Below are 13,999 nucleotides of genomic sequence, written 5' to 3'. Positions count from 1 at the left end.
CGGCAGGTTTCGACAAGCCGCCGGGGAGACCCGACGCAGACGTAGCCAGAGCCCTTGGCGTCGTCTCGGGCGGCCGTCTACCGGCACCTCGCAGGCTGACGCTGGTCTTCCGGAGCGGTGTGGCGCTCACGATGCAGCTGCGCCGCCTGGCCGCCTTGAGCGCCAGAAGATCCTCGACCAGTACCAGGAGGAGGAGGCGAAGATCCGCAACTTCAAGGCGATCCTCGCGTCCCCCGAGCGCCAGCGCCAGATCGTCGGCGAGGAGCTCACCACCATCGTCGACAAGTACGGCGACGAGCGGCGCACCACGATCGTGCCCTTCGACGGCGAGATGTCCATCGAGGACCTCATCCCCGAGGAGGAGGTCGTCGTCACCATCACGCGCAGCGGCTACGCCAAGCGCACCCGGACCGACAACTACCGCTCGCAGCGCGGCGGGAAGGGCGTGCGCGGGGCGCAGCTGCGCGAGGACGACATCGTCGAGCACTTCGGTGTCACGACGACGCACCACTGGCTGCTGTTCTTCACCAACCTCGGCCGTGTCTACCGCGCCAAGGGGGTACGAGCTGCCCGAGGGCGGCCGCGACTCCAGGGGCCAGCACGTGGCCAACCTGCTCGCGTTCCAGCCGGGCGAGACCATCGCCCAGGTGGTGGCGCTGAGGGACTACGACCAGGCCCAGTACCTCGTCCTGGCCACCCAGCGCGGGCTGGTGAAGAAGACCCGCCTGCAGGAGTACAACACCAACCGCTCCGGCGGCGTCATCGGCAGGTCGTCGTGCAGGCCGAGGGTGGCAACGCCCCCGACCTGGCGATCTTCCCGCAGCCCGGCCTGCTCCAGCGCATGGTCAACGACGGCCATGTCGTGGCCGCCCCCGACGCGGTCGAGGAGAAGGTCGACGAGGGCTGGTCCGAGGACTGGAAGAACTACGGCACCGTCGACGGCGAGTTCTACGCCGCCCCGCTGATGCGTCCGTGAAGTCCTTCGTCTGGTACTCGCCGAGCGTTCGAGGAGAACGGCTACGAGGTCCCGAAGACGTGGGACGAGCTGATGACCCTCACCCAGACCATCGCCGACGAGCAGGGCTCGGACACCACCAAGCCCTGGTGCGCGGGCATCGAGTCCGGTGGGGCCACCGGCTGGCCGGCCACCGACTTCATCGAGGACATGGTGCTGCGCTCCGCGGGCGCCGACGTGTACGACCAGTGGGTCGCAGGCGAGATCCCGTTCAGCGCCCGGGCGTTGCCCGCGGGCGCCGCCGGGACGTGCTTGCCTGTCCCGGCCCTGGTGTCCGCGTCTGTCACGGCCTTCATGGAGAGAGTGCTCACTACGGACTCCTCGTGCCGTGAGCGACCGCCCGCCGGCCGTCGCTCGCCTGCGCTGCACGATATGCACCGTCCTCGGTGCGCGTCACCGTTTTGTCAGCGCTGTGCGAACCGGCGAGTGATACGACCGTTTCGCTCCGGTGCCGCGGCCGCCGGCGCGTCGGGGTTCACCCTTGTCCACCCCCTCGTTTTCAACCGCGCTCATCCGCACCTCTCGTCGATGCCAGGTGCGGGCCGCTGATTACCTGACCGGGTGATTTCGGCGCCCCGTCCGAGGAGGGACCACATGGCATCGCAGCTTTCCGCCGCGGTCGTTGGAGCCGGCTACTGGGGGCCGAACCTCGCCCGCAACTTCCGGAGCAGCCCGGACTGGGATCTCGTGGCCGTGTGCGACCTCGACGTGGAGCGCGCCCGCTCCGTCGTAGGCGCGCGGAGCACGGTCGACGTGATGACCTCCTTCGAGCAAACCCGTTCCGCATAGACATCGTCGAGGAGGTGCTCACCGCGACGGAGTCGACGGCGTGACGCTCGTGCTTACCTCTACGAAGGCCTCTTGGCCTGAACCAGAGATGACTTCCCGGGGTCAAGCGGTTCCTCAAGAACCAAGGATTAGCTGGCGCGGTCGGGAGCCGGCAGGTCCAGTTCGGGATGGCCACACAGGTTGCCGAGTTCCTCGACGGGCAGCGTCGGCTTCCCGGACGCGATGTCGTTGATGATGAATTCGCCGAGGTGTTGCTGCTGCTCTGGGCTGAGCTGTACGCCGGGTAGGACGGCGAGCAGGCGTAGAGCGCGGGGCTCCCGTGCCGAGCGCTTCTGCGGTGACCGTCGCGATCCACTCGTCCGACCTCAGGCGGCGGGCGGCCATGGTGAGCCAGTCCATCTGCCGGTAGTAGAGATCTTCCGAGGTGCAGGTGCCGAGCAGCACCTCTCGTGCACGTGGCAGATCCAGACTCGCCGGGTCGAGGTCCGACAGTCCCATAAGGAGCCACAGCGCGTGCCTAGCGGCCACCGGCGTCCCCTGGCTGAGCGTGGTGAGCAGGAACGGGCGAACCTCGTCGTCGAGGGCCCGAGCGAGTTCTCCGACCGGGCGGAACTCTCGGCGGTCCGGACCAAGAACGTACGACCTGACGACTGCGGCGCCGCGGCGGCGCTGGGCTTCGGTGAACTCGGCCTGATCCTTCCTAGACTCCAAGGGCCGGGTCGTGAGCCCGGTGGAGCCGTGGGCCTGGTAGGCCGCTCAGCCCGACGCAGTCGGCGGCTCTGCAGGCGCACACCTGGGAGGGGCAGGAAGTGGGAAGACGCGTGACTTCGCTAGGAGTCGCCGGGATGGTCGTGGCCGGGTCGCTCGTCGGTCTGCCGACGGCATCTGCCAAGGGTGGAGCGATCGGTGGGAGCGGAAGCGGCTTCTACCTGTCCGACACGTTCTCGTCGAAGGCCAACATCGAGCTCACCTACGGGTCGGCGGCCGACGACGTCTTCGTCGGCGACTGGGACGGTGACGGCGTCGACACCCTCGCCGTCCGGCGAGGCAACCTGTACCACGTCAAAAACAGCCTGACCTCCGGCGCCGATTCCGTCGTGGCGTACGGCCGGTCCGACGACACCGTTCTCGTCGGCGACTGGGACGCCGACGGCAAGGACACGTTCGCGGTCCGCAGGGGCTCCGAGTACCACGTGCGCAACTCCATGAGTTCAGGGGTCGCCGACAAGATCGCCTACTACGGTCGTGGGCATGCTGCACTGGCGGAACTGGACGGCACCCCGATGCACGAGCCCGGTCCTCCTCCTGCCCGTCACGCTCGAGTCCGACGGCCCCCGATCCATTCCGCACCTCCGCAGCGCCGACGAAGACGCCGTCATCAACCCGGCCCTCGTGCTGCGGATGCAGGAGTTCGGGGTCACCATCCCGACGTTCGACGACCTCGAGGACGAGTCGCTGGACGGGCTGTTCGGCGCGGTCACCGGGGCGGTGGGGGACGGAGCGGCTGGGAGATCAAGCCAACGGTCGTCCTCTCCACATTCACGTTCCATAAGGAGGCGATGTACCGGGACCTCATCGACAACCAGGCCGCCATCGCCGCGCACCCACTCGTGGCGGGCGCTGGCGACCAAGAACCCGGCCTGGTTCAGCATCACGCGAGGACGCAGACGATGACCGCGGAGTACCCGCCACCCCCGCCGCCTCCACCCCCGCCGAGCGCCGCGGTATGGCCCGCGATCTGCACGTCAGCCGGCAACATGCTGATCGTGGCGGCCGACCAGCGAAACGGAATGAAGGCCGTCATGAACGCGCCCGGTGGCCCGGCGACAATCAGCAAGGATGAGCTCGCGGAAGCGAAGGGTGACCTGGTCCGGTACCTCGGTAACCATGCTCCCGCGATTCTCCTGGATCCCGAGGTGGCGCTTCCCCGCCTGGTTGACGAGGACCCTCAGCCGCGACACCGCACTTGTGGTCGGCATGGACGCTTCTGGATACGTCACTGTCGACGGATTGCGCTACACGAAGTTCGTCGAGGGCGTAACCCCCCGGACGGTGCGTGAGTTGGGTGGCGACGTGGCCAAGATGCTGTTCTACATGCGGCCGGATCGTCAGGACACGAACTCCCGCGTGGCGCAGGAGATCCGTCAGCTCGTCCGGGACTGTGCCGACGAGGGCCTCCTTCTGATCGTCGAGATCCTGACGTACCGTCTCGAGGACGAAACTCCCGAAGAGTACGAGAGGGTATTCCCATCTCTTGTCGCGGACGCGGGCCCGGGACCTCACCTGCCACCTTCCCCGGCTGCGCGCGCGTCGGTGGTGTGCGACCTGGACCACCGCATTGAAGCGTTCGGGTTTTCGTGCCGCTCTCATACTGGCTGGGCCTCGGGCTCGAGGGCAGCGTAGTGGGCCTGCTCGTGCTCGACGGGCGGGACCATCCCGATGCTGGAGTGCAGCCGGGTGTTGTTGTACCAGGCGACCCACCCGGCGGTGGCGAACTCGACGTCGGCGAGGGTCTTGTACGCCCCGTCGTGGAAGACGGTGGTGGCGATGCACTCGGTCTTGTACAGGCCGATGATCGACTCCATCAGGCGTTGTCGTAGGCGCCGACGGTGCCGATCGAGGGTGCGATGTCCTCCACGGCCAGGTGCTCGGTCAGTCGGATCGAGGTGTACTGGCTGCCCGCGTCGGAGTGGTGGATCAGCTGCCCGCGGGCGACGGGCCGCTCCTCGCGGTCGCGCTGCCAGATCGCCATGCGCAGCGGGACCATGACCAGGTCGGTGACCTTTGTGCGCTGGGCGTGCCAGGCCAGGATCCGCTGGGCGAAGACGTCGACGATGAAAGCGACGTAGACGAACCCCTCCCAGGTCCGCACGTAGGTGAAGTCGGTGACCCACACCAGGTTCGGTGCCGGCGCGGTGAAGTCCCGGTTCAGCAGGTCCCCAGCCCGTTTGCCGTCCCTGCCCGGCACGGTGGTGCGGTGGCGCCGTGCCGGCGACCCGTGGTTCAGCGTACTAAGCCTCGATCCACCGATGGATGGGCCGTGTGTAGGTGGCGGGGCGAGTGAGAATGCCCCGTCTGGCCTGGGAATATATGACTTGTCTATTCGTATCGCCGTTCAAGAAGGTGTCATGGTGCAACCGGTGAAGGCGCGCAGGCGAGCCTAGGTCGAGGATGCATAAGCGCGGTTGGGCTCGTCGAAGAGCGCAGAGACGGCCGGGTATTATCCGCGTCCGGTCCCGACCACTAACGGCGTGGGAACGTCGCGTCCTCGTGCTGCCAGCGGCGGCCGTCACTGGCGGGCTGGCTGCCAGTGGCTGCACGTCGGGTACGAGCCTCAATTGGAGACGCTAGACATCCACTCCTGCAAATTCCGAAAGAAAGCCCCGGACCTCCTCAATGACAACCAGTAGACGATCGTTAAACGGCCGCGGTGCGTAGCGAAGCGGGGCAGCACGCAGCGTCGGGCTGGATGCTCGTCGGCAGCTATCTGCGGCGAAGTGACACGCGGCGCACGGGTCAACGCCATCAGCCCCGGGCATCGTCATCACCCCGCTGGCCCGCGACGAGCTGACCGGACCACGCGGGGCGGGATACCGCCGCATGCTCGAAAGTCCCCGGCGGGCCGCGCCGGGACCCCCGACGAGATCGGCACCTGGGCGCCTACCTGCTCGGCCCGGACGCGGGCTACGTCTCGGGCAGCGACTTCCTCATCGACGGCGGCGTCACCGCCTCGTACAAGTACGGTCCCCTGCAGCCACAGTCGACCACCGACAACTGAGCCCCCCAACACGCCGTCGAATGCACCTCACGCATCGACAGCGCGGTACTGCCGAGAGCCGGGGCCCCTTGGGCGGCGGCATCGCTGACGAGGCACCCCAGTTCACCCCTTCGTGAAGTCCGGCTTGCTGTGGGTTGAGCAGCCAGGTCCTGAAGCGCGATCGTGCGCAGGCTGGCGTCGCTATACCGTTCGTTACTGCTGCCTGGCGCCGGAGGGCGGTCAGACGTTCCAACCCGGGGACGAAACCAGCGCGCGTCATGAAGTCGTCCAGCAGGGCCGTACCAGCCGTCCGACGGCTTGAGGAGCATGATGAGCGACAAGCTCCTTCCCTTATCGACGTGATGCTCGAGGAGGTGCGGGAGACGAGGCGAGAATCTCGTTCATCGGTGCTAGCCCGGTGGAGTCGCCTGCAGGGGGCGTTTGGGCTACCACATCTTCTTCGGCAGCGGGCCCACGTGCAGTGTCTTCAGGTCGAGCAGCACGGCGTCGCGCGGCATGTCATCGGCGGCCAAGGACTCCACTCGGGTCACTCCGCCGTCGGCGCGGATGAGTTCGCTGGTGAGACGCTGGTGCCAGTGGCCGTGGGCGAGCAGCGCCGGTCGGGTCCGCTCCACAGCCTGGCGCACGAGGTCCCGTGAGTTGTTCGCACGCGCGACGACATCGTCAGGGAGTTTGAGCTGGCTCCGGAGCTGGACGCGGTTGGTGCTCGTGGGTTAGGAGCACGTCCAGAGGATCATCGCCGAGCTGCTCGATGTCCTCCTGTGTGGGCTCCTCAAGGTCGGCCCAGAGCGTCATGCCCTCGCGTCGCCGGTCGCGGTCGACGGAGAAGGCCCCACCAACGCCGACCTGGCGGCCCTTGGGGGTTGCGACCTTCGCCGCGGGGCGATGCTCGCTGCGGGCGTTGCGGAACCGCTGGACCGGGTCGGGGATGGCCAGGCCGTTCTGCTGGCCGTGGTGCCACAGCATCCCCCGCGATCCCGACGAGGAGGAACAGCACCACCGTGACCTGGGCGAAGCTGAAGAGGTCGAACAGCATCCCGGAGACCGCGATGGACGTGATCGCCGCGAGGACCGCCTGCGCCCGCGAGGCGTCGGCGAGAGACGTGGCGCGCATGGCGCCTCCCCGGCGCTCGCGAGAGCCAGCACGAAGAAGGCGATGGTCGCGCCGAGAAGCACGATGCCGCCCTCGACGAGCGACATCAGGTACTGGTTGTCGAGGAGGACGTACTCCTCGGGCAGGAAGGTGCCGAGCCCGCGACCGATCCAGGGCGACTCCGCGAAGAACTTGTCGACCACCGGGTAGTCGTCCAGTCGTGCCGTGACACTGTCGTCCTCCGCCGCTCCGAGGAAGAAGCCGGTGATCGTGCCGAGGAGTCCCGGCAGAGTCGCACGGACGAGGACGAGCGCTCCGAGGGCGACGACCAGAAGGTTGAGCCGCTCCCGGACCGAGAGGCACATGGCGTAGACGAGCCTCCTCGTGCCCGAGTCCCCCGGAGACGACGACGGTGTCCACCGGCGCGGTCCAGCGCTGCAGGGACTCCTGGCCCTGGAGCGACAGGCCCGAGTCGCACTCGACGGGTCCCCCGCCGGGCGTGAGCAGGACGACGCGATAGCCGGGCACGGCACCCAGCGCGTGGCGAGGCACAGGGCCGAGGTCACGCAGGAGATGTCGAGCAGCTCCACCCCCGGCGTACCCCACGACCGCGACGAGCCGTTCACTCATCGGTCACCGCCCCCGTGCCTGAGAGACATCCGTCCCACGTCCCAGCCATCCCCCCACGCTACCCCTAGGGGGTATCACGCTGGAGGGAAATGCTAGTGCCGTCCACCAACCACGTGGGATCCGGCCGCCCGCTCGGCCGCTCGGCGAACAAGCGGACCGCATCCCACTCACGACGGCGGGAAGACCATGAGCCACATCAGTCCAGAGTTCGCCAGAACGATCCACGAGGAGCGCCTCGCGGAGGCGGAACACCTCCGGCAGCTCCGCCACCTTCCCGAGGGCCAGGTGGCCGGGCGCTCGCTGCCGGCCGGTGCCCGTCGGCTCGCCCGTCGTCACCGCCTGGATCGAGGCGCCCGGTGAACCAGTAGATCACCGCGCCGCCGGTGACGATCCCCCAGCAGGAACGGCGGGTGCATGATCGACGAGGTTCTCCAGGTCCGTCGTCAGGCCGTCCGTGAGCGCCATGACGATGGAGAAGATCATCGTCGTGCCGACGACGGCGGTGCCGATCAGGACGGGCTTGGCGGTGGCCTTGAAGGTGTTGCCCGCGCCGTCGTTCTCCTCGAGCATCTGCTTGCCGCGGTCCCAGCGGACCTCGAAGCCGTGCTCGCGGCGGATCTCGTCCTCGACGCCGGCGATCTCCTCGATCATGGACAGCTCGTAGACGCTCTGGGCGTTGTCGGTGACGGGGCCGTAGGAGTCGACGGCGATGGTCACCGGCCCCAGGCTCAGGAAGCCGAGCGACCAGCCCGAACGCGAAGACGGTGGGCGCGAGCATGAGGGCGCCGAGCCCCTGCAGGCTCACCAGGTACGCGCCTCCGGTGAGGGCGACGACGACGATCCCCAGCCAGAAGGCGGAGAAGTTGCCGGCGACGAGACCGGAGAGGATGTTCAGCGACGCCCCGCCCTGGCGCGAGCTCTTGACGATCTCGCGCACGTGCCGGCTGCCCGTGGAGGTGAACGCCCGGCACGAGGTCCGGGATCACCGCGCCGGCCAGCGGTGCCGAACGAGACGATCGTGGCCAGCTTCCCACCACAGTCCCGTCGGGGGTGCTCGGGGGACAGCACCGCCCAGGCCACCGCGTGAGGTCGGCGAGGATCGACAGGACCGAGGTCAGCCGCACGAGCGCGGTGAGGGCGTCTCGAAGTTGAGCCAAACGGGCGGTCCTCATCGGACATCACCGCGACCTCGAGAACCCGGGTTTCCCGCAACCCACCCATGCCGGGTCCCACCGCACCTTGCGAGACGCACTCCGGGGCGTGAAGAGATGGGTCGGCGAGACGGAACTGCCAGGCCGCTGGGTCGAACTCGACGGCCGGTCGGTACCGGGTGTGTTCCGCACCAGAGACCTGCACGTCGACCGTCACTACTCATCGGTGATGAAGGCGCGAATCCGTTCCGTGCCGCCTGGCGGCTCTCGGCTCGACGTTGCCGATCGACTTCTCCCGCGCTGCTGGCGCGAACACACGGCCGGGGCGGGTGACGTACTGGGAAGGCTCTCCTGGGACCGCCCGTCGGTCACGCTCCGAACCGAGTTCTCCAAGCCGGAGAAGGGAAGGTTCCTCCATCCCGACGAGGACCGGGCCCTGACGTTGATGGAGGGGCGCTGATCCAAGGCTTCCCCAAGGAGCACCGGTTCGTCGGTTCGAAGACCGCCATCGCACGACAGATCGGCAATGCAGTGCCCGTTCAGTTGGCAGAGGCGCTGGGGCGACATATCGCTCATGCCTTGGTGTCGACGCCCTGACGCCTTCGAACGCCTATGAAACGGACAGGGGCGGGGATGTTCGCGCTGGGAGGTCGCTATCCGAGGTTTAGGAACCCTTTGGCGAGTCTCGAGAACCTGTATCCGCTTCTTTCATCAGTTAGTCCTTCGCCCCTGGCGTGGCAGCCCGCCACGGGCTGAAATGGCGCGGTGGTCGCTCGTCGACGCCGTTGCTCCTTGGTCCGATCGAGGCCGTCAGTTAGTCGGGCGCCGGGAGCTGTGCTGTGGGCCCGTCACTGTTGCTTCGAGCACGAGGGTTAGATTTCTCCTTGCCCTATCAGCTCCTACAGGCGGTCACTGCTGTCGGGAACCTGACACGGGGAGGTGTCGGCCGTCATGGAGGTTGCAGCGGACGAGGAGCAGATCGTCGAGCGCGTCGCGGCGCTGGACATCGGCAAGGGTGAGGTGGTGTGCTGCGCGCGGGTCCCGGGCCCGCACCGGCGGCGGATGCAGGAGGCTGCTCGGGCTGCGGAACGTGGTGCCCGTGCTGGGCCTGAACAGTCAGATCGCACTCATCTGCGTGTACCTGGGCGGCGCCCTCGGCGTGAACACGTTCCTGATGTACGGCTTCTTCAACACCGTGCCGCGCGAGCTCGACGAGGCCGCCAAGATCGACGGCGCCACGCACGCCCAGATCTACTGGACGATCATCCTGCGCCTGGTGGCGCCGATCCTGGCCGTCGTCGGCCTGCTCTCCTTCATCAGCTCGTTCTCCGACTTCGTCATCGCCCGCGTGATCCTGCAGTCCGAGCAGAACTGGACGCTGGCGGTGGGGCTGTACGGCTGGGTGTCCTCGTTGCTCGAGGCGAACTGGGGCCTGTTCGCCGCCGGGGCGGTGATCAGTGCGCTGCCGGTGCTCCTGCTCTTCATGTTCCTGCAGCGCTACATCGTGGGCGGACTGACGGCGGGCGCGCAGGCTAGGTTGCCGGCGACCACGTCCACCGGTGCGAGTGGAGCGTTCTTCGTCGGATGCCAGTCTGCGGCGATTTCGGGATGCCTGGTGGCGAGGTCGTTGAAACCGGCAAGGACCTTCCTGTTTGCGCAGATGGGACAGCCGGAGCCCGACACGCGCTTGACGATTACCGCCTCGAACGCGTGCTCCCGGGGGCACTGCCAATAAGCCTTACGCCCACTTCCAGCGGTGACCATGGACGGGAGCAGTTCACTGTTGCGCGTTGGGTGCCACTCTGCGGCGACACTGGCATGAGTGGAGGCAAGATCATTCACGCCGGCGATGACTTTTGTCCCGCACAGACTGGGCAGCCTTTCCCAGCTACCCGGTTATACGGTGCCGCCGTGTAGCGGTGGCCGCGTGCGCACACCCAATGGTGTTTCTTCTTGGAACCGGCGACGATGCCCTCGGGTCCAAGTGCACCGTTTCGTTCCGCGTCCCACTGTGCGGCTATCTGCGGATGGGTCGTGCCGAGGTCGTTGTAGCCCTGGAGCACCCGGAGGTTCGCGCACACGGGGCAACCCTGACCACGACCGGATCGTGCGTCGACCGTTGCCTTGTAGCGATGCCCGAGACCGCAGATCCAGCCCACCTTCAGGCCACTGCCAGGCCTGACGGTGGACGGTGAGGTCCCGGGAATTGTGGCAAGTGAAGTCACGCCGCCGGTCCGGGCAGTCTGATGGGGCGTTCCAGTCGCTCGACCAGAGTGGCGAACTGGGTTCGATTCGCCGAGACCAAGGCGACGATACTGACGGCTGGCCTCGGGGTGGTGCTCACCATGCTCATGGCGAAGGTCGACCTGGTGGTGACCGTTCTCGCTCAGGGATGCCGGTCGGCGCTGATTGTAGGAGGACTTGCCCTCGTCGTACTTGTCACCTTCCTCTGGACCCTCTTCTGGCTCATGCGGGCGATCGGTCCTCAGAAGTCCGTCAACTACTCGCGACTCAACCGCTTCGCGTGGCCTTCACTCCTCCAAGCGAGCACCGCGCAGGTCGTCGAGCACGTGGGACGGGTGAAAGTCAGTGATGACGCCTGGCAGCAGGTGGTGGATCTGGCTCGACTGGCCGACCGCAAATTCACGGCTTGTGGTCGAGCGGCCTGGGGCTTCGCGGTGCTCATAGTGGCCGGTCTGTGGGCCAGCGTGGCCGGGCGGCCGTTGAGCACCCGGACGGCGGAGTCGCCGCGCCCGATCCCGCACACCGTCCGGTTGCCGAACATCTCGTTGAGCGTGGCGAAGGCCGACGCGGTCACGGTCACGTCCCGGGTGAGCGGGTTGGTGACCATCGGGCCGACCATCACCTTGCGGGTGTGGGCGAGGATCTGGCTGTAGACGACGAAGGGCTCCTGCCACAGCAGGTGGGAGTCGAACGTCCACACGTGGGAGAAGCCGTGCGTCTCCGCCAGGCGGGCGAGATCCACCACCCGCGACGGCGGGTTGTTCTGCAGCACGACACCGAAGTCCATGGGTCAGGCCTCCTCTACACGAGGTACTGCGACAGGCAGCGGCGCAGGTACTGGCCGTGGCCGGCCCGGCCACGGAACTGACCATCGTCGACCACGACCGTCCCCCGCGAGATGACGGTGTCCACATGGCCGTCGACCTCGAACCCTTCGTAGGCGGAGTAGTCCATGTTCATGTGGTGCGTCCGGCCGACCCCGATGCTCGTGTGCCCGTTCGGGTCGTAGACCACGACGTCGCCGTCAGCCCCGGGGCGATGACGCCCTTGCGCCCGTACAGGCCGAACATCCGGGCCGGCGTCACGCAGCACAGCTCCACCCACCGCTCGAGGGTGATCTCGCCGGTGACGACTCCCTGGTACAGCAGGTCCATCCGGTGCTCCACCCCGCCGATCCCGTTGGGGATCCTGGCGAAGTTCCCGACGCCCATCTCCTTCTGGTCCTTCATGCAGAACGGGCAGTGGTGTCCGCCGATAGCATCTCGACCATGCCCGACCTTCACCTTTTCCAGCGTCGCGCGGACCCTCCGCCCGCGAAGGTCAACGCCGTCACTCTGACGGTGTCCGGCACGGTGCTGTGGATCGTCGCCACTGTGGTCGTCGGGGTACTCGAGATGCTCGGCCGGGTACCGGAGAACTGGGTCGACGTGTGCTTCGTCGGGCGTGGGGATGGCGTCGTCGGGTGTGCTGGGCTACGTCCACGAGTACCGGAGGCGCCGCCGGGCCGCCTGAGCCGCCCTCCACGGGCAGGTCTGCAGAACTTCGCTCGAACGGGAACCAAACGGGCACCCGAGGTGTTCTACTAGGTACCCCCGGGGGCGACGGTGCGGCTTTCCCCCAGACGCATCGGCTGCCTCCGGGGGCCCTTTCCTTGCTCTCTCCCCGCCGACCGGCACCGCGGGTTCTCGGCTCCCTTCAGCGTTCCCGCCCGTAGCTTCCCACCCTTCAGCGCGCTGTTCCCTGCCGCTCAGCTCTCGCAGACGACGCCGACGGGGACTACTGCATGATCGGTTAGAGCCTTGAGGCGTGACCTGGTGTGCCAGCCCAGGAAGCCGTCGGCCCCGGTTACCAAGACCCGCATCAAGCGGCTCCCACCTTGAGAGCCTCGAATTCAGGCAGAGTTAGCAGAAGTTCTCTTGTCTGCTCGACGGTAAGGCGTTCGGCGTTCTCCGACGTGTAATCGTCCAGGCGTGCGGTCTTCGTGTCACCCTCGTCGAAGTAGAGCTCGTACTGCATGGACCGCGCATCGAGCGGGACGCGGAAGTACCCGCCCTGGTCCTCTGCGGTGACCATCTCTTCGCGGCTGAGAAGGGTTTCGTGCATCTTTTCGCCGTGCCGGACCCCGATTACCCGCACCTCTGGCTCGTCGTATCCCAGTAGCGAAGCTACAGCGAGGGCAAGTGTGTGAACCGTGCTAGCAGGAGCCTTTCGCACGAAAAGATCGCCAGGGGCGGCGTTCAGAAATGCGTGGTAGACGAGGTCCACAGATTGGTCTAGAGACATAAGGAAGCGGGTCATGTGGGGTTCGGTTAAGGTCAGGGGCTGTCCCGACTCCAGTTGTTTTACGAACATGGGAATAACTGAGCCTCGGGAGTACATCACGTTGCCGTACCGGGTGATGGAGACGGTCGTGCCCGAACCGGGATTGTTTCGAGCGAATGTGCTCCCCCCTCGTAGTAGACGAGTCGTCTGGAGAACCTGAGCTGGACCAGCGTGATGACCAGGATGATCGCGAACAGCACCCACGCCATGGCGGAGGCGTAGCCCATGTTGAGGAACTCGAAGGCCTGCTGGAACAGGTAGATCACGTAGAACAGCGCCGCCTCGTTGCCGTAGGTGGTGTTCCCCGATCCGAAGAAGGCCGTGTAGGCCTCGGTGAAGCTCTGGAACGCCGCGATCGTGTTGATCACGACGACGAAGAAGAGCGCGCCGGAGATCATCGGGACCGTGATGCGCACCGTGCGGTGCCACGCGTTCGCGCCGTCGCGCGGGCCGCGTCGTAGAGCTCCTGCGGGACGTTCCGCAGCGCCGCGAGCAGGATGATCATCGACGACCCGACCGACCACAGGCTGGTGAGGATGATCGCCGGCTTGACCCAGTCCGGGTCGGTCGTCCAGTTGGGCCCGTCGATGCCGAAGAAGCCCAGAACCTCGTTGATGAGGCCGTTCTGGCCGTTGAACACCAGCAGCAGGAGCACCCCGACCGCCACCGGGGGGGTCATGTGCGGCAGGTAGAAGGCGGTGCGGAAGAACCCGGCCGCCCGGCCCGCCCTGTTGAGCAGCATGGCCAGCGCGAGCGAGACGAGGACGTACAGCGGCACCTGGATCGCGACGTAGAAGAGCGTGTTCCCGAGGGACGTCGCGATCTTCGGTCCTCGAAGACTGGCGGTAGTTGTCCAGCCCGACGAAGTTCGGGTCGTTGATGACGTCGTAGTCGCTCGAGCACGAAGTTCTCGGAGTCGTCACCGTGGAACCCGGCGACGTCGTCCTCGGAGATCGGCGAGTGCCAGCGTCCGTCCG

At 67.0% G+C, this 13,999-nt stretch carries 17 protein-coding genes and 6 pseudogenes; 9 read left to right on the top strand and 14 right to left on the bottom strand.

Annotated features, from left to right (window positions below; genetic code table 11):
* Positions 1–125 precede the first annotated feature (125 nt).
* Positions 126–764: pseudogene (locus DA06_RS24350) on the top strand (DNA gyrase C-terminal beta-propeller domain-containing protein); the annotation flags it as partial.
* A 253-nt stretch (positions 765–1,017) separates the two neighbouring features.
* On the opposite strand, the gene DA06_RS24345 reads toward DA06_RS24350, so the two are convergent.
* The gene (locus DA06_RS24345; RefSeq protein WP_418606300.1) at positions 1,018–1,326 is read right to left on the bottom strand and encodes a hypothetical protein; all 309 of its coding nucleotides are present in this window, start codon (positions 1,324–1,326) and stop codon (positions 1,018–1,020) included.
* A gap of 283 nt (positions 1,327–1,609) precedes the next feature.
* Here DA06_RS24345 and DA06_RS24340 point away from each other — a divergent pair, with 283 nt between their 5' ends.
* On the top strand, positions 1,610–1,804 hold the full coding sequence (locus DA06_RS24340; RefSeq protein ID WP_418606299.1) for a Gfo/Idh/MocA family oxidoreductase: 195 nt from the start codon (positions 1,610–1,612) through the stop codon (positions 1,802–1,804).
* A gap of 830 nt (positions 1,805–2,634) precedes the next feature.
* Here the strand turns inward: DA06_RS24340 and DA06_RS24335 are convergent.
* A complete protein-coding gene (locus DA06_RS24335; protein ID WP_418606298.1) occupies positions 2,635–2,997 on the bottom strand; it encodes a hypothetical protein in 363 nt (120 codons plus the stop codon).
* 58 nt (positions 2,998–3,055) lie between these two features.
* Between DA06_RS24335 and DA06_RS24330 the strand changes: the two genes are divergently transcribed.
* The gene (locus DA06_RS24330; protein ID WP_418606297.1) at positions 3,056–3,478 is read left to right on the top strand and encodes a DUF4011 domain-containing protein; all 423 of its coding nucleotides are present in this window, start codon (positions 3,056–3,058) and stop codon (positions 3,476–3,478) included.
* Positions 3,479–3,643: 165 nt separating this feature from the next.
* Positions 3,644–4,207, top strand: coding sequence for a hypothetical protein (locus tag DA06_RS24325; protein ID WP_418606296.1), 564 nt, complete (start codon positions 3,644–3,646; stop codon positions 4,205–4,207).
* Here DA06_RS24325 and DA06_RS24320 read toward each other — a convergent pair.
* The 3 genes and pseudogenes from DA06_RS24320 to DA06_RS24310 all read right to left on the bottom strand — a co-directional run.
* A pseudogene (locus DA06_RS24320) lies at positions 4,171–4,793 on the bottom strand (IS3 family transposase); the annotation flags it as partial. The gene DA06_RS24325 and the pseudogene DA06_RS24320 sit on opposite strands and share 37 nt — an antisense overlap.
* Before the next feature lie 1,214 nt (positions 4,794–6,007).
* Positions 6,008–6,208 (bottom strand): hypothetical protein, encoded by a 201-nt coding sequence (locus DA06_RS24315; RefSeq protein WP_043507037.1) that lies wholly within the window; start codon positions 6,206–6,208, stop codon positions 6,008–6,010.
* Positions 6,209–6,245: 37 nt separating this feature from the next.
* Positions 6,246–7,040 (bottom strand): O-antigen ligase family protein, encoded by a 795-nt coding sequence (locus DA06_RS24310; protein WP_418606295.1) that lies wholly within the window; start codon positions 7,038–7,040, stop codon positions 6,246–6,248.
* 451 nt (positions 7,041–7,491) lie between these two features.
* Here DA06_RS24310 and DA06_RS24305 point away from each other — a divergent pair, with 451 nt between their 5' ends.
* Entirely contained in the window at positions 7,492–7,665 is a 174-nt protein-coding gene (locus DA06_RS24305; protein ID WP_418606294.1) for a hypothetical protein, read from the top strand.
* Between the two features lie 9 nt (positions 7,666–7,674).
* On the opposite strand, the gene DA06_RS24300 is transcribed toward DA06_RS24305, so the two are convergent.
* Both DA06_RS24300 and DA06_RS24295 read right to left on the bottom strand, forming a co-directional pair.
* Positions 7,675–8,022, bottom strand: a complete 348-nt coding sequence (locus DA06_RS24300) for a sodium/proton-translocating pyrophosphatase (protein ID WP_052437074.1) — start codon at positions 8,020–8,022, stop codon at positions 7,675–7,677.
* An 85-nt stretch (positions 8,023–8,107) separates the two neighbouring features.
* Positions 8,108–8,242, bottom strand: a pseudogene (locus DA06_RS24295) (hypothetical protein); the annotation flags it as partial.
* 323 nt (positions 8,243–8,565) lie between these two features.
* Here DA06_RS24295 and DA06_RS24290 point away from each other — a divergent pair.
* The 3 genes and pseudogenes from DA06_RS24290 to DA06_RS24280 all read left to right on the top strand — a co-directional run.
* The gene (locus tag DA06_RS24290; protein WP_418606293.1) at positions 8,566–8,916 is read left to right on the top strand and encodes a hypothetical protein; all 351 of its coding nucleotides are present in this window, start codon (positions 8,566–8,568) and stop codon (positions 8,914–8,916) included.
* Positions 8,808–9,053 carry a DNA cytosine methyltransferase gene (locus tag DA06_RS24285; RefSeq protein WP_418608201.1) on the top strand — a complete coding sequence of 82 codons (246 nt, stop codon included), beginning with the start codon at positions 8,808–8,810 and terminating at the stop codon, positions 9,051–9,053. The genes DA06_RS24290 and DA06_RS24285 overlap by 109 nt, the downstream gene beginning before the upstream one ends.
* A 475-nt stretch (positions 9,054–9,528) precedes the next feature.
* Positions 9,529–9,984 (top strand): annotated as a pseudogene (locus DA06_RS24280) (ABC transporter permease subunit); the annotation flags it as partial.
* On the opposite strand, the gene DA06_RS24275 reads toward DA06_RS24280, so the two are convergent.
* The 4 genes and pseudogenes from DA06_RS24275 to DA06_RS24260 all read right to left on the bottom strand — a co-directional run.
* Positions 9,954–10,220 (bottom strand): zinc-ribbon domain-containing protein, encoded by a 267-nt coding sequence (locus DA06_RS24275; RefSeq protein WP_418608199.1) that lies wholly within the window; start codon positions 10,218–10,220, stop codon positions 9,954–9,956. The pseudogene DA06_RS24280 and the gene DA06_RS24275 sit on opposite strands and share 31 nt — an antisense overlap.
* 74 nt (positions 10,221–10,294) lie before the next feature.
* A complete protein-coding gene (locus tag DA06_RS24270; protein ID WP_418606292.1) occupies positions 10,295–10,681 on the bottom strand; it encodes a zinc-ribbon domain-containing protein in 387 nt (128 codons plus the stop codon).
* A gap of 476 nt (positions 10,682–11,157) precedes the next feature.
* Positions 11,158–11,487, bottom strand: a pseudogene (locus tag DA06_RS24265) (LLM class flavin-dependent oxidoreductase); the annotation flags it as partial.
* Positions 11,488–11,501: 14 nt separating this feature from the next.
* A pseudogene (locus tag DA06_RS24260) lies at positions 11,502–11,961 on the bottom strand (amidohydrolase family protein); the annotation flags it as partial.
* 7 nt (positions 11,962–11,968) lie between these two features.
* Between DA06_RS24260 and DA06_RS24255 the strand changes: the two are divergent.
* On the top strand, positions 11,969–12,286 hold the full coding sequence (locus DA06_RS24255) for a DUF2530 domain-containing protein (RefSeq protein ID WP_418606291.1): 318 nt from the start codon (positions 11,969–11,971) through the stop codon (positions 12,284–12,286).
* A 274-nt stretch (positions 12,287–12,560) separates the two neighbouring features.
* Here the strand turns inward: DA06_RS24255 and DA06_RS24250 are convergent, their stop codons facing one another.
* The 3 genes from DA06_RS24250 to DA06_RS24240 are packed head-to-tail and all read right to left on the bottom strand — an operon-like array spanning position 12,561 to position 13,800.
* The gene (locus DA06_RS24250) at positions 12,561–13,079 is read right to left on the bottom strand and encodes a polysaccharide biosynthesis protein (RefSeq protein WP_418606289.1); all 519 of its coding nucleotides are present in this window, start codon (positions 13,077–13,079) and stop codon (positions 12,561–12,563) included.
* Positions 13,079–13,438 (bottom strand): carbohydrate ABC transporter permease, encoded by a 360-nt coding sequence (locus DA06_RS24245; RefSeq protein WP_418606288.1) that lies wholly within the window; start codon positions 13,436–13,438, stop codon positions 13,079–13,081. Before DA06_RS24245 ends, DA06_RS24250 begins: the two co-directional genes overlap by 1 nt.
* Complete coding sequence (locus DA06_RS24240) at positions 13,417–13,800, bottom strand: carbohydrate ABC transporter permease (RefSeq protein WP_418606286.1); 384 nt, start codon at positions 13,798–13,800, stop codon at positions 13,417–13,419. Before DA06_RS24240 ends, DA06_RS24245 begins: the two co-directional genes overlap by 22 nt.
* Positions 13,801–13,999: the final 199 nt, after the last annotated feature.

It is taken from the genome of Georgenia sp. SUBG003 (assembly GCF_000715355.2).
In the GTDB taxonomy this organism is placed as follows: domain Bacteria; phylum Actinomycetota; class Actinomycetes; order Actinomycetales; family Actinomycetaceae; genus Georgenia.
Note: the sequence above shows the minus strand (reverse complement) of the source record. Positions and strands in the feature narration are given on the sequence as shown.